The 22929-nt window shown below is 34.2% G+C and carries 26 protein-coding genes and 1 pseudogene; 20 read left to right on the top strand and 7 right to left on the bottom strand.

Annotation, left to right across the window (positions count from 1 at the left end):
- Positions 1-35: 35 nt before the first annotated feature.
- The 3 genes from JJJ02_RS09810 to JJJ02_RS09820 form a co-directional block, all read right to left on the bottom strand.
- Complete coding sequence (locus JJJ02_RS09810) at positions 36-725, bottom strand: helical membrane plugin domain-containing protein (protein ID WP_111717192.1); 690 nt, start codon at positions 723-725, stop codon at positions 36-38.
- Positions 725-3694 (bottom strand): formate dehydrogenase subunit alpha, encoded by a 2970-nt coding sequence (fdhF, locus tag JJJ02_RS09815; RefSeq protein ID WP_255724849.1) that lies wholly within the window; start codon positions 3692-3694, stop codon positions 725-727. Before fdhF ends, JJJ02_RS09810 begins: the two co-directional genes overlap by 1 nt.
- A gap of 169 nt (positions 3695-3863) precedes the next feature.
- The gene (locus JJJ02_RS09820; RefSeq protein WP_240838738.1) at positions 3864-4403 is read right to left on the bottom strand and encodes a hypothetical protein; all 540 of its coding nucleotides are present in this window, start codon (positions 4401-4403) and stop codon (positions 3864-3866) included.
- Positions 4404-4564: 161 nt separating this feature from the next.
- Between JJJ02_RS09820 and JJJ02_RS09825 the strand changes: the two genes are divergently transcribed.
- From JJJ02_RS09825 to JJJ02_RS09870, 10 genes are all read left to right on the top strand, one after another.
- Positions 4565-5182, top strand: coding sequence for a CDP-alcohol phosphatidyltransferase family protein (locus JJJ02_RS09825; RefSeq protein ID WP_240838742.1), 618 nt, complete (start codon positions 4565-4567; stop codon positions 5180-5182).
- On the top strand, positions 5169-6107 hold the full coding sequence (locus tag JJJ02_RS09830) for a phosphatidate cytidylyltransferase (RefSeq protein WP_240838745.1): 939 nt from the start codon (positions 5169-5171) through the stop codon (positions 6105-6107). The genes JJJ02_RS09825 and JJJ02_RS09830 overlap by 14 nt, the downstream gene beginning before the upstream one ends.
- 15 nt (positions 6108-6122) lie before the next feature.
- Positions 6123-6749, top strand: a complete 627-nt coding sequence (locus tag JJJ02_RS09835) for a lysophospholipid acyltransferase family protein (protein ID WP_240838748.1) — start codon at positions 6123-6125, stop codon at positions 6747-6749.
- Positions 6750-6786: 37 nt separating this feature from the next.
- Entirely contained in the window at positions 6787-7398 is a 612-nt protein-coding gene (locus JJJ02_RS09840) for an FMN-binding negative transcriptional regulator (protein ID WP_240838751.1), read from the top strand.
- Between the two features lie 97 nt (positions 7399-7495).
- Positions 7496-7807: a thioredoxin family protein gene (locus tag JJJ02_RS09845; RefSeq protein ID WP_240838762.1), complete on the top strand. Its 312-nt coding sequence runs from the start codon at positions 7496-7498 to the stop codon at positions 7805-7807.
- A gap of 126 nt (positions 7808-7933) precedes the next feature.
- The gene (locus JJJ02_RS09850) at positions 7934-8374 is read left to right on the top strand and encodes an Rrf2 family transcriptional regulator (RefSeq protein WP_240838764.1); all 441 of its coding nucleotides are present in this window, start codon (positions 7934-7936) and stop codon (positions 8372-8374) included.
- 118 nt (positions 8375-8492) lie between these two features.
- Positions 8493-9704 carry an NADH:flavin oxidoreductase/NADH oxidase family protein gene (locus JJJ02_RS09855; protein ID WP_240838766.1) on the top strand — a complete coding sequence of 404 codons (1212 nt, stop codon included), beginning with the start codon at positions 8493-8495 and terminating at the stop codon, positions 9702-9704.
- 109 nt (positions 9705-9813) lie between these two features.
- Positions 9814-10377, top strand: coding sequence for a DapH/DapD/GlmU-related protein (locus tag JJJ02_RS09860; protein ID WP_239242008.1), 564 nt, complete (start codon positions 9814-9816; stop codon positions 10375-10377).
- Entirely contained in the window at positions 10377-10829 is a 453-nt protein-coding gene (locus JJJ02_RS09865; protein ID WP_240838768.1) for a hypothetical protein, read from the top strand. The genes JJJ02_RS09860 and JJJ02_RS09865 overlap by 1 nt, the downstream gene beginning before the upstream one ends.
- Positions 10830-10845: 16 nt before the next feature.
- The gene (locus JJJ02_RS09870; protein ID WP_240838770.1) at positions 10846-11376 is read left to right on the top strand and encodes an NAD(P)H-dependent oxidoreductase; all 531 of its coding nucleotides are present in this window, start codon (positions 10846-10848) and stop codon (positions 11374-11376) included.
- Positions 11377-11437: 61 nt separating this feature from the next.
- Here the strand turns inward: JJJ02_RS09870 and JJJ02_RS09875 are convergent, their stop codons facing one another.
- Positions 11438-11686 carry a hypothetical protein gene (locus JJJ02_RS09875; protein ID WP_396614738.1) on the bottom strand — a complete coding sequence of 83 codons (249 nt, stop codon included), beginning with the start codon at positions 11684-11686 and terminating at the stop codon, positions 11438-11440.
- Between the two features lies 1 nt (position 11687).
- Here JJJ02_RS09875 and JJJ02_RS09880 point away from each other — a divergent pair, with 1 nt between their 5' ends.
- Complete coding sequence (locus JJJ02_RS09880) at positions 11688-11804, top strand: winged helix-turn-helix transcriptional regulator (RefSeq protein ID WP_240838772.1); 117 nt, start codon at positions 11688-11690, stop codon at positions 11802-11804.
- A 47-nt stretch (positions 11805-11851) separates the two neighbouring features.
- On the opposite strand, the gene JJJ02_RS09885 is transcribed toward JJJ02_RS09880, so the two are convergent.
- From JJJ02_RS09885 to JJJ02_RS09895, 3 genes are read right to left on the bottom strand one after another with little or no spacing between them, the layout of a single operon-like run.
- Positions 11852-12172, bottom strand: a complete 321-nt coding sequence (locus JJJ02_RS09885; RefSeq protein WP_111717217.1) for a CHY zinc finger protein — start codon at positions 12170-12172, stop codon at positions 11852-11854.
- Positions 12173-12184: 12 nt separating this feature from the next.
- Positions 12185-12850, bottom strand: coding sequence for an ABC transporter ATP-binding protein (locus JJJ02_RS09890; RefSeq protein ID WP_099578899.1), 666 nt, complete (start codon positions 12848-12850; stop codon positions 12185-12187).
- A gap of 9 nt (positions 12851-12859) precedes the next feature.
- A complete protein-coding gene (locus tag JJJ02_RS09895) occupies positions 12860-13909 on the bottom strand; it encodes an ABC transporter permease (RefSeq protein ID WP_240838774.1) in 1050 nt (349 codons plus the stop codon).
- 227 nt (positions 13910-14136) lie between these two features.
- Between JJJ02_RS09895 and JJJ02_RS09900 the strand changes: the two genes are divergently transcribed.
- The 9 genes and pseudogenes from JJJ02_RS09900 to JJJ02_RS09940 all read left to right on the top strand — a co-directional run bounded on the left by JJJ02_RS09900 (position 14137) and on the right by JJJ02_RS09940 (position 22924).
- Positions 14137-15318, top strand: coding sequence for an NAD(P)/FAD-dependent oxidoreductase (locus JJJ02_RS09900; protein WP_240838776.1), 1182 nt, complete (start codon positions 14137-14139; stop codon positions 15316-15318).
- A gap of 81 nt (positions 15319-15399) precedes the next feature.
- Positions 15400-15954 carry an immunodominant staphylococcal antigen IsaB family protein gene (isaB, locus tag JJJ02_RS09905; protein ID WP_239242003.1) on the top strand — a complete coding sequence of 185 codons (555 nt, stop codon included), beginning with the start codon at positions 15400-15402 and terminating at the stop codon, positions 15952-15954.
- A gap of 184 nt (positions 15955-16138) precedes the next feature.
- Complete coding sequence (locus tag JJJ02_RS09910; protein ID WP_240838778.1) at positions 16139-17857, top strand: ABC transporter ATP-binding protein; 1719 nt, start codon at positions 16139-16141, stop codon at positions 17855-17857.
- A 111-nt stretch (positions 17858-17968) separates the two neighbouring features.
- On the top strand, positions 17969-19864 hold the full coding sequence (locus JJJ02_RS09915) for a heavy metal translocating P-type ATPase (protein ID WP_239242001.1): 1896 nt from the start codon (positions 17969-17971) through the stop codon (positions 19862-19864).
- 32 nt (positions 19865-19896) lie between these two features.
- Entirely contained in the window at positions 19897-20121 is a 225-nt protein-coding gene (locus tag JJJ02_RS09920) for a heavy-metal-associated domain-containing protein (RefSeq protein ID WP_096077435.1), read from the top strand.
- 41 nt (positions 20122-20162) lie between these two features.
- The gene (locus JJJ02_RS09925; RefSeq protein WP_239242000.1) at positions 20163-20828 is read left to right on the top strand and encodes a Crp/Fnr family transcriptional regulator; all 666 of its coding nucleotides are present in this window, start codon (positions 20163-20165) and stop codon (positions 20826-20828) included.
- 89 nt (positions 20829-20917) lie between these two features.
- A pseudogene (locus JJJ02_RS09930) lies at positions 20918-22051 on the top strand (SulP family inorganic anion transporter); the annotation flags it as partial.
- Between the two features lie 41 nt (positions 22052-22092).
- Positions 22093-22494: a universal stress protein gene (locus JJJ02_RS09935; RefSeq protein WP_239241998.1), complete on the top strand. Its 402-nt coding sequence runs from the start codon at positions 22093-22095 to the stop codon at positions 22492-22494.
- A gap of 136 nt (positions 22495-22630) precedes the next feature.
- Positions 22631-22924 carry a metal-sensing transcriptional repressor gene (locus JJJ02_RS09940; RefSeq protein ID WP_096077431.1) on the top strand — a complete coding sequence of 98 codons (294 nt, stop codon included), beginning with the start codon at positions 22631-22633 and terminating at the stop codon, positions 22922-22924.
- The last annotated feature ends 5 nt before the right edge of the window (positions 22925-22929 follow it).

Consider the following 22929-nt stretch of genomic DNA (forward strand, 5'->3'; position numbering starts at 1 on the left):
GTGGTTTATTTTAGTTCTCAATTTTATTGTTGATATTACTTTCTCATCAATAATGCACTAACACCTAATGCTGCAGCACCTGCTACAACACCGTAAAACTTTGCGTTTGATTGAGATGCTTCTTTATGTGTGATAAATTGTTGTTTCACTTCATCTTTCGCTACTTTACTTGGTAACTCAACATGATGCATATCTTTAACTTCACCTTTATTTGTATGCACAGGATCAACGATACCTTGTTCTTTCTTCAGTTGATCGAATGACGTGCCGAATCCTTTAACGAATTTCGTTAATACAATAGATCCTTCAATAAAGTCTTTATTTGTTAATACGTTAAGTAATCCTAACCAACCTAAAGGCTTACTTTGGTTATACTCAGTTGAAAGTTTCAAACCTTTGTTAAACTTTAAAATCATTGGCTCGATATCGCTGAAGTTAAATTTACCTAATCCTTGAACAAGTAATAAAGCATTTCTAATAGCCTGATCTGTCTCGGTTTCATTAACAGCTTTTAAAATACGTGTTAAGATAGGATCACTTTGCGCTAATGCAGCATTTGCTGCATTTAATGCTTCATGATCATCAAGTTGCTCAAGTAATCTGAATAATTTGTTCAGTGTATCTTTATGTTGAATTAACTGGTCTTCTAACTCACGTAATTCTTTTGCACGTACCGCTTCAACATCCACTTCCATCGGTTTAACTACTCTTGTAGGTTGCGCCATTATTTATCACCTCTTTTTGATTTAACGATATCTCCAGGGAATACGTAATCAGCTCTATTCCATTTACCTTGAACATTTACGCCCATTTGAGGTACACGGTTACCGAAACGGAAGTTGTTTTCTGGTAATGGTGATTTTCTACTATTATCTAAGATGATTAATTTAGCTTTAGTTTCTTTATATGCTGGTGTTGAAGTATCTTTATCAGCGATAGAACTAGATAGTAGGTTAATTGCTGCATCGCCATTATCGTTCATTGGTAAGTATACTTCTTTACCGAATACGCGGTCAGTAATTAATACGCGAACATCAACTTTACCATAAGGTGATTGAAGTCTTACTAAGTTACCAGTATGAAGTCCTTTTTCATCCGCTAGCTCTTGAGATACTTCTAAGAATGCTTCTGGTGTTTCCATTGCAAGACCTTTAACTTGATAAGTCATATTACCTTCATGGAAGTGCTCAAGTAGACGTCCGTTGTTAACATGGATATCGTATTCTTCAGCATATTCTGTTGGTTCAGTCCAGTCAACAGGGAAGAAGTTAGCTTTCTTATCTTCAAATGGGAACCCATCTTTAAATAATAATGGTGAATCTGTACCATCTTCATGAACTGGCCATTGTAAACTGTTAAAGCCTTCAAGTCTATCGTATGATACACCAGAATAAATCGGTGTAAGTGATGCGATTTCATCCATGATTTCACTTGGGTGGCTGTAGTTCCAATCTGCACCTAAACGTTGTGCGATTTCCTGAATGATTCTCCAGTCTGGTTTAGTACCTTCTAAAGGCTCCATTACTTGATATAAACGTTGGATACGACGTTCTGTATTTGAGAATGTGCCTTCTTTTTCAAAACTTGGAGATGCAGGTAGGACAACATCTGCATATTCAGCAGTTTTTGAGAAGAAGATATCCTGAACAACGAAGAATTTTAATTTCTCGAATCCTTCACGTACGTAGTTGATATTAGAATCAACGATACCCATATCTTCACCTTTAAGGTATAACACATCTAATTCGCCTGCATGCATGGCATCTACCATTTGGTGGTTATTCTGACCAACGTTTGGATTCATTTCAACGCCCCATGCTTTGCTGAACTTATCAAGTACTGCTTTGTCAGCAATCTTTTGATAACCTGGTAAATGCGTTGGCATACTACCCATATCAGAAGCACCTTGAACGTTATTGTGACCACGTAATGGATATGATCCTGCACCTGGTTTCATATAGTTACCAGTAACAAGTAACATATTAGAAATCGCAGTAGAAGTATCACTACCTCCACGTTGTTGTGTAACACCCATCGCCCACATAACTACAGTAGATTTCGCTTCGTGAATCATTTCTGCAATCTTGATGATTTCAGCTTCACTCATGCCAGTATGTTTAGCAGCATATTCAATTGTATATTTTTGTAATCCTTCTACTAAAGCTTCGTAATTATTTACGTGTTTATCGATGAACGCTTGATCTTGCCAGTTATTATCGATGATGTATTTTGTAACAGCATTTAACCATACTAAGTCACTACCTGGGTTAGGACGGACAAACATATCAGCACGCTCAGCAAGTTCATGTTTACGGATATCTACAACTAATAATTTAGCACCACGTAATTTTTGGGCACTCTTTACACGTGTTGCGATAACTGGATGTGCCTCAGCAGTATTTGTTCCTAAGCCGATGATTAATCCAGCGCTTCCGATATCAGTAATTGAACCTGAATCGCCACCATAACCTACAGTTCTCCATAGTCCCATTGTTGCAGGTGATTGACAGTAACGTGAACAGTTATCAACGTTATTTGTTCCTACAACCTGACGTGCTAATTTTTGCATTAAGAATGATTCTTCATTCGTACATTTTGATGATGTGATAAACGCTAATTTTTCTGGACCGCGTGTATCGATTGTTTCTTTGAATTTGCTTGAGATTAAGCTCAGTGCTTCTTCCCATGTTGCTTCTCTAAAGCCATCAGCTTCACGAATCAATGGTTTCGTTAAACGCTCACCTGAATTTACAAAATCCCAACCGAATTTACCTTTAACACAAGTTGAAATTTGGTTTGCTGGACTTTCAGGACTCGGTTCAACTTTTAAGATTTCACGGTCTTTTGTCCATACTTCAAATGAACATCCAACACCACAGTATGTACATACTGTTTTAGTCTTTTTAATTCTATCTTTACGCATTTCTGCTTCAACATCTGAAATTGCCATTAACGGCGTATAACCAGTTTCAACAGCTTTTGTAACTTCTACTGCTGGACGGAATGCATCTTTCAGCATACCTGTTAAGTAGCCAGCTTCACCGACCATACCAACTTCCATCATTGCATTACATGGACATACTGTTGAACAGTGACCACAATTTACACATGAAGAATCATCGATATTTAAATCAGTATTACCGTCCCAGATAACACGAGGTCGTTCTAATTCCCAGTCAATCATTAATGTTTCGTTTACCTGTACATTCTGACAAGCTTGAACACAGCGACCACAAAGTATACATTGATCTGGATCATAGCGATAGAATTTACCGACATTCTTTGGAGCACCTTTTGGTGACTGCGCAGTTGCCTGGTGATCGATTTTTAAGTTTTTAACTGTATTATGTACTGTACAATTACCATTATTAAAATCACAAACAGTACAGTAAAGTTCATGATTTGCTAATATTCTATCCATAGCGATCATTTGTGCCTCAAATGCATCGCTTGAGCCTGTTCTAACAACGTCTCCGTCTTTTAATTCTGTACTACATGCACGAACGAGTTCCCCATTAACTTCAACGATACAAGCATCACAAGTTTCAATGGCCCCTAAATCTGGATGATAACAAAGTGCTGGTACATCAATACCTTTATAACGCAAGTAATCTAAAATACTTACTTGAGTAGGGACATCCATTGGTTTGCCATTTAAAATAATGCTGACCATTTGAGATGTTGCTTCTTTCATATAAAAACCCCTTTTCATATTTAAGTTTCTAAAACAATATTTGTGCCCAATTTAATTATACGACTAATCGATAAATATTCAAAATAATGTTTAAAGAAATTACATAAAATTTAACATTACTTCTGAAGAATATTTTATGCTGACTGATTTTATAGTAAACGCTTTCAAATTAAATGCCATGAACACTAAAATATATAGTGTATACAAAAATCCAAACGACTACCCAAATCGTAAGTTTTGTTTTGTATTTTAAGTTTTTACATAAATAGTGAGAAAGAAAATATGCCAATAATGAAACAATCATAAATCGTAATAAACGTGCAGGGATAGAACCTATAATAAATATTGGTAAACTCATGTGGTTTGGCGCTTCAAATCCAAACAGTTTATATGGTACTCCGAATATCGGGCCAGAAATAAGACCGGTGAAAGGGTGATTATTCATAGCCGCTTCAACATGCTCTATCATATAAGGTTGAACAGAAGGAACAGCTAATAATATGTTTTCTACTATGTCAGGATTATGTTTTGCAGTTAAATATATAATTATCCCTCCTGCAAGTGCACCGATGAGTGTTAGTATAAGAACTTTAGTAACTTTTTTTATATTTTTTTCAGTAATGGCAATATAAGATAAAAAAACGTCTGGAATGATAAAAAATATTGTTGCTTCAGCAAATCCCCATAACAATGCGATTAAACTGACCATAATTATCCCCTCAAAACAAATATTTTATGCAAAATGTATTTTATAATTAAAATAGTAATGTGTATAATTACATTAAATATATCATATTAAAATTAATGAGATGAAGTACATGGATAAAAATAAAACAATAAATTATTGTGATAAAAAGCAAGGAGAATTGTATGATTAGTATTTATGAACTGAAACCAAAATTTCAACATTTATTAATACCTATCGTTGATAAGTTGCGCGCGGTAGGGATGACACCAAACCAAATAACAGTGAGTGCATTGGTTTTATCTATTATTACGGGAGCGATCATTGCATTGAATTACAACAATAGATGGATTTTTTTACTGATGCCGATAGTGATGTTTGTACGTATGGCACTCAATGCAATAGATGGCGTTATGGCAAAGAAATATAATATGAAATCTAATCTAGGTATGTTACTTAATGAAATTGGTGATGTAGTTAGTGATCTTGTATTATTCTTACCTTTTATATTGATAGTGCATGATAAAGGAATCTCTGTTCTTTTGTTTATTGGTTTTTCAATTGTTAGTGAAATGGCAGGAAGTCTTGTCCAGATTATCGGCGCTAAACGCATGTATAATGGTCCGATGGGTAAAAGTGACAGAGCATTCTTGATTGGTTTAGTATCATTATTGATTGCATTGAATATAAAAATTATTCCTTTTATACATATCATCCTGTACATCGCAACATTACTCATTATATTAAATACGTATATAAGAATCGCTAATGGATTGAAAGGAGCATCATATGAATCTGAATAGGTTGTCGGATGAAATGATAACTGTATTGATTGGTATTTTCATAGTACTCATCATTTCAACGATTATTAGTCAAATATTACTCAGGAAATATCCGAATAAAGATACTGAAAATATTTGGTTGCGTGTGAAATCGTGGTGGATGATGTGTATTATTTTCGCGCTCGCACTCATAATACATAAAACAGTGTCCCTTATCTTTATGGCATTTCTTTGTTTTATCGCATTAAAGGAATACTTTTCATTAATTCCAACAAATCGAAGTCATCGTTTAGTATATTTATGGGCGTATTTATCAATACCGATACAATTTATACTCATTTATAAAGGTTTTTATGGATTCTTTATTGTATTCATCCCTGTTTATATGTTCTTGTTTATTCCAATCCAGGCATTGATTGTTGGAGAAACGAAAGGATTTTTACATTCTATGGCAACGATTCAATGGGGAATTATGCTGTTTGTCTTTAGTTTAAGTCACTTAGCATATTTAATAGTGTTGCCGGGTGATGATAATATGGTATCTGGTGCAAGTCTAGTATTATTTTTAGTGATACTTACACAAGCGAATGATGTATTTCAATATATTACCGGAAAACTCTTTGGTAAACGAAAGATTATACCAAAAGTTAGTCCTAACAAAACATGGGCAGGATTTATTGGAGGAATCATTCTTACAACAATTCTCGCAACAATTTTAGGTCCTTTACTTACGCCTTTTACTTTAGCAGGAATGATTATTGCAGGAATGTATATTAGTGTTAGTGGCTTTATCGGAGATGTGAATATTTCAGCACTGAAACGTGATTTAAATATAAAAGATACATCTCAGGCAATACCAGGACATGGTGGTATATTAGACCGTGTGGATTCATTAACCTATACAGCACCGTTATTCTTCCACTTTACACGATTCTTCTACTTTTAGAATGGGGATGTAGACATGAGAAATCTACTGTTTGCTTTAATTGTAAGACCGATTGTATTTATTGTACTTGGTCTCAATATTCGTAACTATGAACGTTTAAAGAAAGAAGGACCACTTGTGCTGATTGCGAATCATAACAGTCATCTCGATACAATTGTGTTAATGAGCCTATTTAGAGGTAAGAGTTTTAGTCATGTACGACCAGTGGCTGCTGGAGATTATTTTCTGAAGAATAAACTATTAAGCTGGTTCTCAACAAAAGTAATGAATATTATACCGATTGAACGGAAGATGACAAAAGATTTTAAAGGGATGTTTCAACCGATATTAGATGAATTAGATAATGATGGTATTATCATATTGTATCCAGAAGGATCACGTGGTGAACCTGAGAAATTATCAAAATACAAATCAGGTATTTATTATTTAATGAGAGAAAGACCGGAAATACCGATTCAGCCAATATTTATGCATGGTTTAGGAAAAGCATTGCCGAAAGATAGCTTTATACTCGTGCCATTTTTTGTTGATATCTTTATAGGTGAACCATTCAAGTTCACTGCCGATAGGAAGTTATTTATGGAAGACGTAACAAATCGATTAAACGTTTTAAGAGATGAAGGAAACTTTAAAGAGTGGTAGTCTATTAAATAAATAATAATTATTAGGGGATGTTTGTATGTTTTTACCACAATTGTTTAAAGTAGAAGATTTTAATGCGCTAATTACTTTCTTGAAAAGAAATTCATTTGCAACGGTTATATCATCGCAAAACGATGTACCTTACGCATCCCAGGTACCAGTCATGGTTGATGTAATTGATGATGAAATTGTGTTGTCGTTTCATTTAGCAAGACCAAATCCGCAAAATAAAACGCTTACAAACAATGATAATGTACTGATTCAATTTACCGGTGCACATGGTTATGTATCGTCTTCTTGGTATGAACAAGAAGAAGTTTCTACGTGGAATTATCAGGCAGCGCAGCTAAAAGGAGAATGTGCTGTACTCGATCAAGATGAACTGATGGAAGACTTAAAACGTTTGACTGATCATTATGAAACAGGTGACAATGCGAGAACTTTTGATACGTTAAGTGAAGATGTATTAAAACAGGCTAAAGGGGTTATCGGATATAAAGTAAAGGTTCGTGAAGCGGGTCTTAAATATAAACTAAGTCAGAATAGAAGTGACAAAGATTATAAAAATATCGTCTTGAATTTACGTGATAGTGATAATCAGGTTGATAACCGCTTAGCTGATGAGATGGAAAAGATAAGAACGATATAAGAGATAAATAAATACAGGTTATTGATTATAAAATAAGCAAATAAAATGAATAAAAAAATAAAACGTAGTATGATGATACCACTTTGGAGGTGTGGTAATGGAACATATTAAGGATTATGACACATTGGTAGATAAAATGAATCAAGAGAAGTTTGTATTATATGTAATGAGTGAGGAATGTAGTGTTTGTCACGCAGACCTTCCAAAAGTAGAACGCTTAGTTGAAAATTATGATATACCGAGTGCAAAGATTTTAGTCAATGAAATCCCAGAAGCTGCGGGTCAGTTGTCTCTATTTACTGCTCCGGTGATTATATTGAACGCGCAAGGTAGAGAATTTCATAGACAAGCACGTATTATAGACTTTGAAGCATTAGACTACCGTCTAAGTCAGTTAAATGATTTATAGGGAAAGTGAATAAATACAATATGAAATGACAACTTCGGTTGTCTTTTTATTTTGACTTTTTATCAATGCATGGTATATTTGTATCTGTATTAGATACAACAACAAAACGGAAGTGAGATGAAGTTCATGGATATTAAATTTTCAGTTGCACTGCACATTATGGTAATGATATCAGAATCAACAGAGGTTCAGAATTCAGACACTTTAGCGAATAGCGTAAATACGAATCCAAGTTATATCAGAAAGATTACAGCATTATTAAAGAAATCAGATTTAATCGAAAGTACACAAGGTAAGAGTGGGATGTCACTTCTTAAATCAAGTCGAGATATTAATTTATTAGAAATTTATCAGGCAGTACATCCAAAAGAAGTGAAACTATTAAATGTTCATACAGACGTAAATCCAGAGTGTCCTGTCGCTCAGAATATTGAAGCGGTGCTCAATCCGATATTTACAGATGCTGAACAGCAATTATTTCAATCATTAAAAGCACGAACATTAGAAGATGTTATTAAACAAATGAAGGAGAATCATAATGAAAGCCATTCAAATCAAGCAATATAGTAAAGATATTAAAGTAGACACTAATAAAATAATATCGATAATTGATTATAAAAAGTAATTATATAAAAAGTAATTATATAAAAAGAAATTATATAAAATAATATTAGGAGTGAAATACATGTCAGTAGAAAAATTATTTGAACCACTTGTATTAAGCAATGGTGTAACGATTAAAAATAGATTATACAAAGGTGCGATGAGCGAAGGGATGGGTGACAAAACACATCGTCCTACAGAAGAACTTGTTAATGCTTATAAACATTGGGCTGATGGTGGTATCGGGATGTCGCTTACAGGGAATGTAATGGTTGATAGACGTTATCTGGGTGAGCCTGGCAATGTCGTCATTGAAGATGATAGAGATTTAGATATATTAACACGTTGGGCAGATGCAGGTAAACGTAACGGTAGTCATATTTGGATGCAAATTAATCATCCAGGTAAACAAAGCCCTAAATCAGTATCAAAGCAACCGATCGCACCAAGTGCTATCCCGATTGGAGGAGATGCTGGTAGTGCATTTAATCCACCACGTGAAATGACAATCAATGAAATTAAGGAAACGATTGAACGCTTTGTTACAGCTGCAGTAGTAGCTAAGAAGGCAGGATTTACTGGTGTTCAGATTCATGGCGCACATGGTTATTTAGTAAGTCAGTTCTTATCATCAAGAGACAATCGTCGCTTTGATGAATATGGCGGAACATTAGAGAAACGTATGCAATTCTTAATTGATATTTATACAGGAATGAGAACAGCGTTAGGCGAAGATTTCCCAATCAGCTTGAAGATTAATTCAACAGACTTCAATGATAAAGGATTCTCTTTAGAATATTCAATTGCAGTAATCAAGAAAATGGCTGAATTAGGTATTGATCATATTGAAATTTCAGGTGGAGATTATGAGAAACCTGAAATGATGGGTGATGGTGAAGTATACTTTTTAGATTATGCAAAACAAATCAGTGAGATAGTAGATGTGCCAATCTCAGTTATCGGTGGATTCCGCAAACAAGAAAGTATGATTGATGCGATTACAAATACCGAAGTAGCGATGATCGGCATTGCACGACCACTCGTATTAAACCCTGAATTACCAAATCAACTTCAGAATGGAACTTATGAAGATATGACCATTCCGAGACTAACGACTAAAGTAAAAGCATTGGATAAAATGTTAGGTGGATTTATCGGCATTGCTTATTACGAGCAGCAAATTAGAAAGTTAGGTAATGATCAAATACCGGTAGTACACACAAATGCATGGAGTCCATTATTTGACCTTGCTAAAACACATGGTGCTAGAGCATTCACGAAAAGAAGAAGATAATTATTATCCGGGATGTTTTTACATCTCGGATTTTTTACGTCCATTCCTATCTTAAATAGATGATTTCATTTATTAAGCAAATCAATTTATAGTAAACTTAAGAAAAGGAGTGATATTCATGACTTTACTAGAACGAATTCAGAACATCGAAATATTAAAAGATGATCCAATTTATGATGAGATTCATGAGCATAAAGGAAACAATGAAAGATTATCATTTGAAATCAATGGTGGCTATAAAACAAATTCAGAAGTGTTGAAAATTCTTGGTGAAATGACGAGTCAGACGATTGATGAAAGTGTTGTCGTATCTCTGCCATTCTATACTGACTACGGAAGACATATTAAATTCGGAAAAGAAATCTTTATCAATAAGAATGTAACATTTGTTGATTTAGGCGGTATTGAGATAGAAGATAACGTATTGATCGGACCATCAGCTAGAATTATTTCAGTGAACCATATTGTAGATCCTGCGAAACGACGTGGTCTTGTTGTTAATAAAGTTGTTATTAAGAAAAATGCATGGATTGGTGCAAATGTCACTGTATTACCTGGTGTTACAGTTGGAGAGAATTCAATTGTTGCAGCAGATTCAACAGTAACAAAAGAGGTACCACCGAATACCATTGTGGCCGGCACACCTGCTAAAGTAATTAAGGAAATTGAATAATGTTGGTATCAAGTATTTTAAAAAATGGAATCAGCGGATTTAACAGTAATAGTAATGAAATGATGATTCCGGAGGAAAAACAATTTCAGGCTTTTTGTTATGCGTTTGCAATGGAAGTTGAAGGGATAATAGTATCATTTGATACAAACTTAACAGGTAAAAATTTTTATTCTTGTCATATTATAGTAAATGAAGGAGATTTCTATGTACTATTAAATTCGATTTATCCAATGATTGCTTTTGCAAGAAAAGTTGGTTATTTTGACATTGAATTTATTGATAATGAAAAATACAAACAATTCTTTCAGAATTCTTATCGCTTATTAAATATATCAGAATTAAATGAGAAACTAATTGATATGGAACATCAATTAAATAAATATGAGTTAGAACAAGCAAAATATTACGAAAGTAAAACTGCAGGAGAAGTAATCTTTAATCACTGGGATTAAGATAGGAGCTGATTTGATGAGTACACTTGTTATTATCACTCATCCAGAAATGCATAAATCAATTGTTAACCGTATGTGGAAAGAAGCTTTAATTGAAGCGGATATTGATGTCGTTGATCTATACGAATTATATCCGGATTCAAAGCTGGATATTTATGAAGAACAACAAAGATTACTAAAGTACGATAAAGTAATTTTTCAATTCCCGTTCTATTGGTATAGCAGCCCACCATGGTTAAAACAATACCTTGATGAAGTATTCTTGTTTAACTATGCATATGGACCTGAGGGCACAAAACTAAATGGTAAATCATTTGGGTTAGCTGTCACTGTAGGAAGTCAAGAATCGGATTATACTGCAGCAGGGTTCAATAAGTTTACTATGGATGAATTATTGACTCCATTTGAAGCAACGTTCCATTATGTTGGTGCGCAATATATTGGATACTTCGTGCAATTCGGCACCGTCAATCATGCGACTGAAAGTGAATTGAGAGAAGGTACAAAACGATATATTGAATTTGTGAATAGACAATATGAGAGATGAACTTAATTAAATAAAGAGTAAGTACTGGTAATTGAAATTTATCAGTGCTTACTCTTTTTTTCTAGTGATTCAATCTATACTCATAAGAAACACCTAGATTCTCACGTAATGTTTCACCCTCATATTCTGTATGGAATAATCCGCGTTCTTGTAAGATAGGAACAACTTGTTCTACGAAATCTTTAACACCATCATGTGATGAGTCTGGAACGATTGAGAATCTGTCTGTCGCATCTGCAACAGCTCCTGGCATACGCCACGTCTTAAATTCACCACCATAACCAGAAACCATTTGTAACGCAAGTTTCATCTTGCCGCCTCGCGTTGAATATTCATTAACAGAGATGGGACAAGAGATATTATCGATTCTTAAAATGATGGAGTCTTATGGCAAGAAGCATGGGGAACAGGCAGAAGATTATATGTAACATAATTAAAAGCACAAGAAAGGAGTTTAATTCCTTCCGTGTGCTTTTTAAATTTCAAAATAATAGTGAAAATGATTTTTACATCCAGGATTGAATGGATGCGTACAGTTAGGACATTGTGTAACATTGACATACACATTAATCGGGATTTCTGTTTGGCAAACACCACATAAAACAGCTGTCACTTCAGAATGTATCGGATATTTTTCAGCTGGAGATTTATGATTAATCTCTTCATAACACAAATGACAAGGATAATATGTATTGCTATCAGGGAACCTATAGCATACTACATCTACAGGCGCGTTATAATGCGCACATCTTCCTTGTTCATCTACTGCTATACCTTCTATAAGGTGTTCCGTCATATATTCCACCTCTTACTGTTGTTCTAGTATCCCATCTTCCATATGGTACACTTTATCGAAATACTCAAGTAACCTCGTATCATGCGTTACAACAATCGCTGCCTTATTACTGTCTTTAACGATTGTACGAATCATTTGAATCACTTCAACTGCACGTTTCCCATCTAAACTTGCTGTCGGTTCATCAGCCAGAATAAGCGAAGGGTTAGTGTACATCGCTTTAAGAATTGCAACACGTTGACGTTGTCCGCCTGAGAGTTCAGCAGGGAATTGATTGAGCACATTTTCAAGGCCTAGTTGTTTTACCTGACTTTGAAATTCAGCTGTTTCAATATGATTTTTATTCACTTTGTCTAGTAACTTAAACTGATCTTTGACCTTCAGGAATGGGACTAAATTTGACGACTGTAATATAAATCCTATCTTCTTTAGACGTAGTTTCGCGCGTTGTTTCTCTGAAAGTTTACTTACATCATCATTATCGATTATTATTGTACCGTTTGTTGGTTGCTGAAGTAATCCGGCGATGGTTAAGAATGTACTTTTACCAGAACCAGATGGGCCGATGACAGCTACCATTTCTCCTGCATTGATATGGAAATCAACAGGTTTTAGTGCTTCGACATAAGTTTGGTCTTTACCAAATGATTTGTTAACTTCTTTTAATGTTAATACCATATGCTCACCTTATCCTATCGTTTTTAATGGATCTACTTTTTGGATTGAACGGATAGAGAATAATCCACCGATAATCGCTGTTAATATAATAACGCCGGCATAAATTCCAATCATTGACCATACAAACTTTATTGGTACAACATCAGGTATGATGTTAGCAGTGATTATAGTAAGTATCAGTGCAATGACGACAGCGATAACTGATAAGATTAACGTCTGGATGATTAATGATCGCGCTAAGAAGCCATTGCTAATCCCTTGTGCTTTAAGTAGACCAAATACGGGTGCTTTTTGAATCGTTAATATATAAAGGAATATCCCGATAATAAATGTTGCAATCGTAAATAAGAAATAACTCATGACATCTAGTGTCAGTTTTTGCTCTGTGTAACCTGGCAACTTAGTAATAAACGTTTCTTTATCAATTGCTTCAAAGTCACTATCGATTTTTTGGGCTTTATAATTCGAATCTTTAATTAAAAATGCATTCGCTTTATCTTTCAAACGGTTCATAGAAAGTTTGTCTGCAGTTGCATTATTACTGTACAACACATTCGCTGCATTATATTTTGCGTTATTTGTAAATCCAACGATCTTTAAATCTTCATCACTACCAGCAATATCAACAGTATCTCCGAGTTTAAAGCCTTTTTGTTTTAATCCATCGTTCGCAACCACTTCGTAATCATCGTTAAATGACTTACCTTCTGTAATATTAGGATTGATGAATGTGTCTTTATCTATCCCGAATAACAATGTATTTTGTTTTTTATCACCTTTTGCGATGATCACTGCAAGATTCTTAATTGGAGCGACCTTATCGAACTTATTATCTAATGCATCTTTCTCCATTAAAGATTGTGCTAAGTTTCTGTTAGATTCTTTCGTGACGACAATTGCATCTGGATTCCATTTATCAATTGCTTCTCGGTTCATTCCCATTAAGCCATTAGATAATCCAGATATTAAAAATAATAAATATGAAATTAAAACAAGTACACCGATAATCAGTGAGAACTTGAGTTTGTTATGCATGATTTCTTTCCAGGCTAAGAACATCTGTTTTCCTCATTTCTATAAAATTTAATGTCTAGATATAGACTCAATTATAGATTAATTGCGACCTAATAATGAAGTACTATGTATTAAAAATAATCTTCCTTTTAAAAGCCTACTCATTTTATTATACCAATAGTCAATTTATCATGTGAGGTATATGCAAAATGAATGGAAAAGTATATTAAGGGTATTAAAAAGAATAAACATATTTTATAAGGGGTGAGATAATGATAAAAAAATACAAAGTTGTAATACTTGGAGCAGGTGCTGGTGGTATATCAACTGCAAGTAGATTAAAAAATGCAGGGGTAAAAGATATACTTATTGTTGATCATGCGAATAAACATGCATATCAGCCCGCCTGGCCACTGGTAGGTTCTGGGGATGAAAATAAGAAAGATACGGTTAAGCCTATGAAAAAAGTTATACCGAATGGAATTGATTACGAACAGCAAAAGGTGAAATTTATTCAGCCGGTAGAACGTAAAGTTCATTTGGATAACGGTGAATATGTGATGTATGAATATTTAGTGGTAGCACTTGGCATCCAGCTTGATTTCAATAAGATAGAAGGTTTAGAAGAAACTTTAGGAAAGAATGGTGTATGTACGAACTATCTTTATGATTATTTAGACTATACGTACAAGACGTTGAAACAGACAAATGATGGCAATATCATTGTAACGAAACCGAAATCAGTAATTAAAGGTGGGGTCTCACCAGAAAATTCAATATTTACTTTTGATGAGTTTGTTCATGACAAGAAAAAGGATCAACCACATTTAATCTTTAAGACGGGAAAAGATACGCTATTTCCTGTAGAAAAGTATAGAGCATATATTGAAAAACATTTGCATAATAAGGATATTGAGTATGGATTGAATCAGGAACTTGTGAAAGTTGATGGCAAGAACCAGCGTGCTACTTTTAAAGATTTAGTTGCTTTGGAAACATATGAAGTGCCATTCTCGATGCTACTTGTTACACCGCCGATGAGTGCACCTGACGTCGTGAAGCAATCTACTTTAAGTGATGCTGAAGGATGGCTGGATGTAAATCCAAATACATTACAGCATGTGCGTCATCTAAATGTATTTGGAATAGGAGATTGTACGAACTTGCCAACAGTAAAGATGGGGGCTGCAGTGAGGAAACAAGTGCCTATTCTTGTGAAAAACTTATTATCACAAATGAATAATAGACCGTTATCTAGTCATTATGATGGCGCAACGGCATGTCCTGTAGCAACTGAATATGGACAGGCGTTTATCGCAGAATTCGGATATGATATGAAACCGAAAGAGTCGATGCCGATCGATCAAGGTAAGACAAATCCATTGCTATATCAAGTGAAGAAACGTGCGATTCCATTTATGTACTGGCATGCGATGTTAAAGGGCAAAGGTTAAGTGATGTTTTACGTATTCGCAGTAGGGTAAAGTAATCGTGTATGCGAGCCAATAGGAAATAGTATATTAGGAGTGGTAAAAATGAAGAAGCTTGCAAAAGTAATAGGTGCAACAACATTAGCCGCAACAATGTCTCTAGGTGGAGTGCAGGGTGAAGATGCACTTGCTAAACAGAAGATGGTCAAGGTTCAAAAGCCTTATTATAACTATTCAGGATACACAAGTGGAAATGCTAAATTTGTATTAGATAAAGACTTTGTGCGTGCTGTAAAAGTCAATAATGTGAAGATTAATAAACATAAAGTTGATTTACAACGCATTGTTTCTGGTGTATCAGGTACAGGTTACACAAAAGATGTATATGATCAGAACTATACGTTCTTTAAACAAGGGGACAAAAATCCATATACAGCTACTTTAGGAGTGAAGAACAAAGAGCTGAAAATGAGTAGTGTAAAAAAAGTATATGGTAATGATTATCTATTTAAAGGAAAACTCATATCAGATGGCAATAAAGCTATTCCATCAAAAGTTGATGGTGTATACATCTATAATCTGAATGGTAACGCTATACAGTTTGTTGTTGAAAAAGGATATGTACAGAAAATAATACTTGGTCATGTCGGAATGGCTTAATTAAGGGTGGAGATGAATCTCCGCTCTTTTTTCATGAAAAATAATAGTATTAAGGGTGATAACATTGTAAGGGAGATTTCTATAGACGTCTTAATTACAGGATATGTTAATATTAATTTATATACTATATAATATATGTATTTTTGTTAATGAATTTAAGTAATTTAATTAAGGAGTATCGTATATGAAATCATTTTTCCAATATTATAAACCATATAAAGGTCTGTTTATGCTGGATTTCGGTTCTGCAGTGTTTGTTGGAGTTTTGGAACTTGTCTTTCCACTGATTACGAGTCTTTTCATCGATAAGCTGTTACCGACAAAAGACTGGAATATGATTGTGCTCGGTGCAATAGGATTATTTCTTGTGTTTTCCTTTGTTACAGTTCTTAAGTTTATCGTCACGTATTGGGGACATAAGCTTGGAACAAATATAGAACGTGATATTCGTAATGAACTTTATCGTCATCTTCAGCGATTAAATTTCGGATTCTTCGATAACAATAAGACAGGGAAACTTATCGGTCGACTCACAAATGATTTGATGGATATTGGGGAACTTGCGCATCACGGTCCAGAGGAAGTGTTTGTCGCTGTAATGACAGTTATTGGGGCACTTCTCATTATGCTCACGATTGATGTGAAGCTTGCGCTTATTACATTCTGTATCGTACCGGTGATATTTATCTTAACAATTTATTTCAACAAAAAGATGACAACACAATTCCGCAGATTATTTGGCAATGTTTCTCAGTTTAATGATGTTATTAGCGAAAGTATCGGTGGTATTCGTCTTGTACAAGCATTTACTAACGAACGCTTTGAAGAGAAGCGCTTCCTACAGACAAACGAAGACTTCCGTGCAACGAAATTAAAAGCATATAACTTTATGTCATGGAATAGTTCGATTGGTTATCTGGCACAGAAATTTACGTTGATTATTGTATTGATTCTTGGATGTTATTTCGTATTGAATAATGCAATGAATTACGGAGAGTTTGTAGCATTTATTATGATTACGGATATATTATTTAAGCCGCTTCAATCGATTAACTTGATTATTGAATTGTTTCCAAAAGGGATTGCAGGGTTTAATAACTTTCAGGAACTGATGAAGACAACAACAGATATTAAAGATGCACCGAATGCAATTATGTTTGAAGGCACACCTCAAGTGATTTCATACGAAAATGTAACATTTAAATATGGTGATAAGACAATACTTGACGATTTATCGTTTACAATAAATCGTGGTGAAAAGATTGCTTTAGTTGGTCCAAGTGGTGGAGGTAAAACGACAATTTGTTCGATGTTACCAAGATTTTACGATCCGGTTGATGGACGTATCACAATTAACAATGTAGATATTAAACAGATGACACTTGAATCTTTACGCAGCAAAATTGGGCTTGTACAACAAGATGTGTTCTTGTTCAGTGGTACGTTAAGAGACAATATTGCTTATGGAAATTTAGAAGCAACAGATGAAGAGATTATGGATGCAATAACTAAAGCGCAATTGAAACCATTCATTGATACACTTCCAGAAGGGATACATACAATTGTTGGTGAACGTGGAACGAAACTTTCAGGAGGACAGAAACAACGTGTGTCAATTGCACGTATGTTCTTAAAGAATCCTGAAATTATCATACTTGACGAAGCAACAAGTGCGTTAGATGTTGAAACTGAGAATCGAATACAATCAGCATTTAAACAGTTATCTGAAGGTAGAACGACATTAACCATTGCACATCGACTTTCAACGATTAGAGATGTAGATCGTATTTTTTATATAGAAGATGGGCATATTGCAGAGATGGGTAGTCATGAGGAACTCATTAACCTGAAAGGAAGATACTACAAGCTACAACAAGCTCAATATGCACAAGTACTGGGATAAATATTTTTTAAAGAGGGTGTGTCAATAGACACACCCTCTTTTCTTGATACCTATCAATGTTTAATATTATGAAACTTGTTACATTATAAGTAAGAACAGGAGGTAATTAAAATGCAACGTTTCATTATGAAAAGTAAAGATTACATTATGGTATTGTGCGGTACATTAATTGTTGTTGGATTGATAGCAGAATTTGTGCTTAAAGTTCAATTAATTTCTGAAATATTACTAGGTTTAGCATCGATTCTTGCTGTATCACCAATTTTGATACAAGGATATCATTCTTTACGTGTGAAGGTGATTAGCATTGATGTTTTGGTCTCTGTAGCTGTATTAGGTGCATTGTTAATTAGGAACTTTGAGGAGGCAGCAATTGTATCATTTCTATTTTTACTTGGTGCATTTTTGGAAAAACGCACGTTAAAAAAGACAAGATCAGCTATACAGTCACTCGTTACACTTGTGCCTGAAAAAGTAGTAATCTTACGAGAGCATGGCAGGACTGAAACTATCGATATTGATGATGTCGCAACTAATGATATTTTATTAGTAAAAACAGGAGACAAAGTGCCGGTAGATGGTCATGTGGTTTATGGAAGCGGTGCATTGAATGAAGCAAGTATTACAGGTGAATCAAAATGGGTTCAGAAGAGCTTAAATGATAAAGTATACGCTGGAACAATAGTTGAGAATGGAACCATTCGTATTCAAACTGAGACAGTTGGAGAAGATACATTATTCGGTAAAATAATTGAACTTGTTGAAGAAGCACAAGATTCAAAATCAGCAGCAGAAAAATTCATTGACCGTTTTTCAAAATATTATACACCATTTGTACTATTACTAGCTGTAATCGTTGGTATTTTGACGAGAGATGTGGCATTAGCAATTACTATCCTGGTATTAGGCTGTCCAGGAGCATTAGTAATTGGTGTACCAGTATCAAATGTAACCGGTATTGGAAATGGAGCCAAACATGGTGTACTTCTGAAAGGCAGTGAAATGATAAACGACTTTAGTAAAGTAGATACAATTGTTTTTGATAAAACAGGAACTTTAACTGAAGGCAATCCTACCGTTGCCTATAAAAAAATTATTGGTGAAAATAAACAATCTATATTATCTTACCTTTATAGTATTGAACATGAGTCGAATCATCCACTCGCAAAAGCAATTTTAAATGATATCGGAAGTCAGAAAATAGTTCGTTTTGATAAAGTTGATGTAATTAAAGGAAAAGGTATTGTGGCTTATAGCGGCGATAAGAAAATTATTCTAGGAAATTTAAGTTTAATGCATAATTATGATGTTGAAATCAATAATAATAATCGTGAAAAAATAAATAAATTAATTGAATCCGGTCAATCAATAGTGCTTATGGCAATTAATAAGGAGCTGAAAGTAATGATTGGTATTCAAGATCAATTAAGACACGATGTAAAACGAAATTTATTACAACTTAAACATCAAGGAGTAAAAAAATTAATCATTTTATCGGGAGATAATCAAGGAACAGTGAATCGTGTAGCTGAGCAACTACCGATTGATATTGCATTGGGTGGGATGTTACCCGAAGATAAAGCTGAATATATAAAGATGTTACAAGATAAAGGAGAAAGAGTTGCATTTGTAGGAGATGGTATTAATGACAGTCCGTCACTAGCAACTGCAAATATTGGTATTGCGATGGGCGGCGGAACAGATGTAGCAATTGAAACTTCAGATATCGTACTTATGCATTCTGCAATGGAGCAATTATCCTATGCTCATGGGTTAACTAAAAAGATATCCAATAATATGAAGCAGAATATCATTATTGCACTCGGAGTTGTATTAGTATTATTGTTAAGTTTAATATTCGCTGAATGGATGAATATGACAATTGGAATGTTGGTTCACGAGGTGAGCATTATCGTTGTTATATTAAATGGTATGCGATTAATGCGCTATCGAAATAATACCAAACTTGATAGCTATCAAGTTAATAATAAGCAAAAGGCGATATAATTGAACTAAATCATATAAAGGAGTGAACGGATATGAAAGCAACAATTCAACTAGAAACATTGTCTTGTCCATCATGTATTCAAAAGATAGAAGGTGCAGTTAAAAGTGTGTCAGGAGTAAACAAAGACTCTGTAAAGGTAATGTTTAATGCGAGTAAAGTAAAAGTAGATTTCGATGAACACATAACAGAAATCGAGTCAATCAATTCAGCAATTCAAAACATGGGTTATGAAGTAATTAGTTCGAAAGTGAAATAATAATATGTTATTTTAAACATAACAGTAATGGAGGTGAAAAGATGAGGTGTCATCATCATTTTTGTGTAGAAAGAGTGCCGCTATTTAACCATTTGTCGTATGAAGAACAGGAAATGATCAATAATTTAGTCACACATCACCACTTTAAAAAAGGAAATATCATCTTTTCACCAGAAACTGAACCACAACTATCATTAGTTGCACAAGGTGTAATGAAAGTCTATCGATTATCATCGAATGGTAAAGAACAATTGCTGCGCATTGCAGAAGTCGGAGATTTTGAAGGAGAAAATTTTGTGTTAGGTGTTAACAATGAAAGCCTATATGGTGAAGCAATCACTGATACAGAAATCTGTGTATTAAAACAGAGTGATTTTCAAAATTTACTTCTACAGTACCCTAACATATCACTGAAATTACTTACAATTAATGCTATGAAGATGGAAGAAGTTGAAAAACAAACACAATTCTTAACGATGGAAAAGATAGAAGAACGACTAGCATTATATTTGTCATATCTTCATAAAACATCAGCTTCATCCTACATCGAAATACCCATGAAAATGAAGGAACTTGCCGCTTTTTTAGGGACAAGTCCCGAAACAGTATCTAGAAAATTTAAATTATTAGAAGATAAAAATATTATTGAAAGAGATAATAAACTGATTAAAGTAATTGATGAAAAAAAACTATATAATTTTCGATGACTATATTAAACATATAGTCATTTTTTATTGTTCTTTTACAATGGATATTGTATGGTTATATTTTGGTTAGAATAAATTCGGAGGTCTTTATGAATCAATATTTACAACGAGAATGGCTAGATAAACCATTTCAAAATATATTAGCGGGAATTGTTGTATCTCTCGCTTTAATTCCTGAAGTTATCGCATTTAGTGTCATTGCTGGGGTAGACCCTATGGTCGGATTATATGCATCATTTATTATTGCGGTGACGATTGCTTTTACAGGTGGCCGATCTGCGATGATATCAGCAGCAGCTGGTGCGATTGCATTATTGGTATTCCCGCTTGTTAAAACCCACGGGGTGGATTATTTACTTGCAGCAACAATATTAATGGGTATCATTCAGGTAGTATTTGGCATGTTCAAAGTCGGTAAATTACTAAAATACATTCCAAATACAGTGATGATGGGATTTGTTGATTCACTAGCAATCTTAATATTTAGCTCTCAGTTACAACATATATTCGGACTGACAGGTGTTACTTATGTATTTGCAATTGTTACAATTGCGATTGTTTATATCGTTCCGAGGTACTTTACGAAGATACCAGCGCCACTCATTGCAGTGTTATTATTAACGATCATCTCGATAATGACAAATGCCGATGTTAGAACTGTTGGTGATCTTGGAGAAATTAAACGTACTTTACCACATTTCTTTATTCCAAATGTACCATTTAATCTGGAAACTTTATTGATTATATTGCCATATAGTTTGTCGATGGCTGTTGTGGGACTTGTAGAAAGTTTACTTACTGCAAAGATTGTCGATGATGCACTGGAAAATGAAAGTGATAAAAATGTTGAATCTCGTGGACAAGGCATTGCCAATATCGTTGCAGGCTTTTTCGGTGGTATTGGAGGATGCGCAATGATCGGTCAATCTGTAATGAATTTGAAGTCTGGCGGCACAACAAGATTGTCATCGTTAGTTGCAGGTAGTTTTTTAATGTTTTTAATTATTGTGTTAGGGCATTATGTGATTCAGATTCCTATGTCTATTCTTGCAGGTATTATGGTTGTAGTATCATTTAGTACGTTTGACTGGGGAAGTTTCAAATTCTTACGCAATGCTAAAGTTACAGATATTATCGTAGTACTTGTTACAATTATACTTGTATTAGCAACGCATAATTTGGCGATTGGAGTTATTGTAGGGAGTATAATTAACTTTATCTTTAATAGAAATGATTATCTTAAGCAAACGAAAGAGGTGTAGAGATGTATCAGTCAGTAGTTATAGCGGTGGATGGTTCTGATAATAGCTTCAGAGCAGCTAAAGAAGCATTGAAGATAAATGCTATGAAATATACATTATTAAGTATCGTTTCACATGAAGATTCAAAAGATGCAGTACTGCATAGTGAAACAAGCAGTGTTGATCAAAGAAAATCTTTAATTCAACCTATTATAGAAGAATATGAGAATAATGATATAACATATGAAGTTCGCATAGAACACGGGGTACCGAAAGATACGATTATTCAAATAGGAAATACGCATGAATATGATTTACTTGTGATAGGAACGCGTGGTCTTAACGCATTTCAGGAAATGGTGATGGGAAGCGTCAGTCATAAAGTAGTGAAAGAAGTACATATACCGGTGATGGTTGTGAAATAAATTGAGTAAGCTAACTTTTAAAGCGTTAGCTTATTTTTTTATAATTTTTCAAATCTTATATATTGACACATACCTCCTATGGGTATAAAATAGAATTAAATTAATACCTGATAGGGGTATACGAGAGGGTGATAGTATGGAGCATCAACATACAGTAACACCAAGAACTGAAGAAGAAAAAGAAAAGATGGTAAAACGGTTAAAGCGTATTGAAGGACAAGTTCGTGGTATTCAGAAAATGATTGAAGAAGATCGTTATTGTGTTGATATATTGATTCAAATTAGCGCGATAGAAAGCGCGTTGAAGCAAGTTGGTTTCTCCGTAACAGAACGTCATATGAATCACTGTGTGAGTGATGCAATTAAAAAAGGTGAAGGTGCTGAATCAATTGATGAATTGATGAAAGTACTGCGCCAATTTGGAAAGTAGGTGTC

It is taken from the genome of Macrococcus sp. PK, from assembly GCF_022501545.1.
GTDB lineage: Bacteria > Bacillota > Bacilli > Staphylococcales > Staphylococcaceae > Macrococcoides > Macrococcoides epidermidis.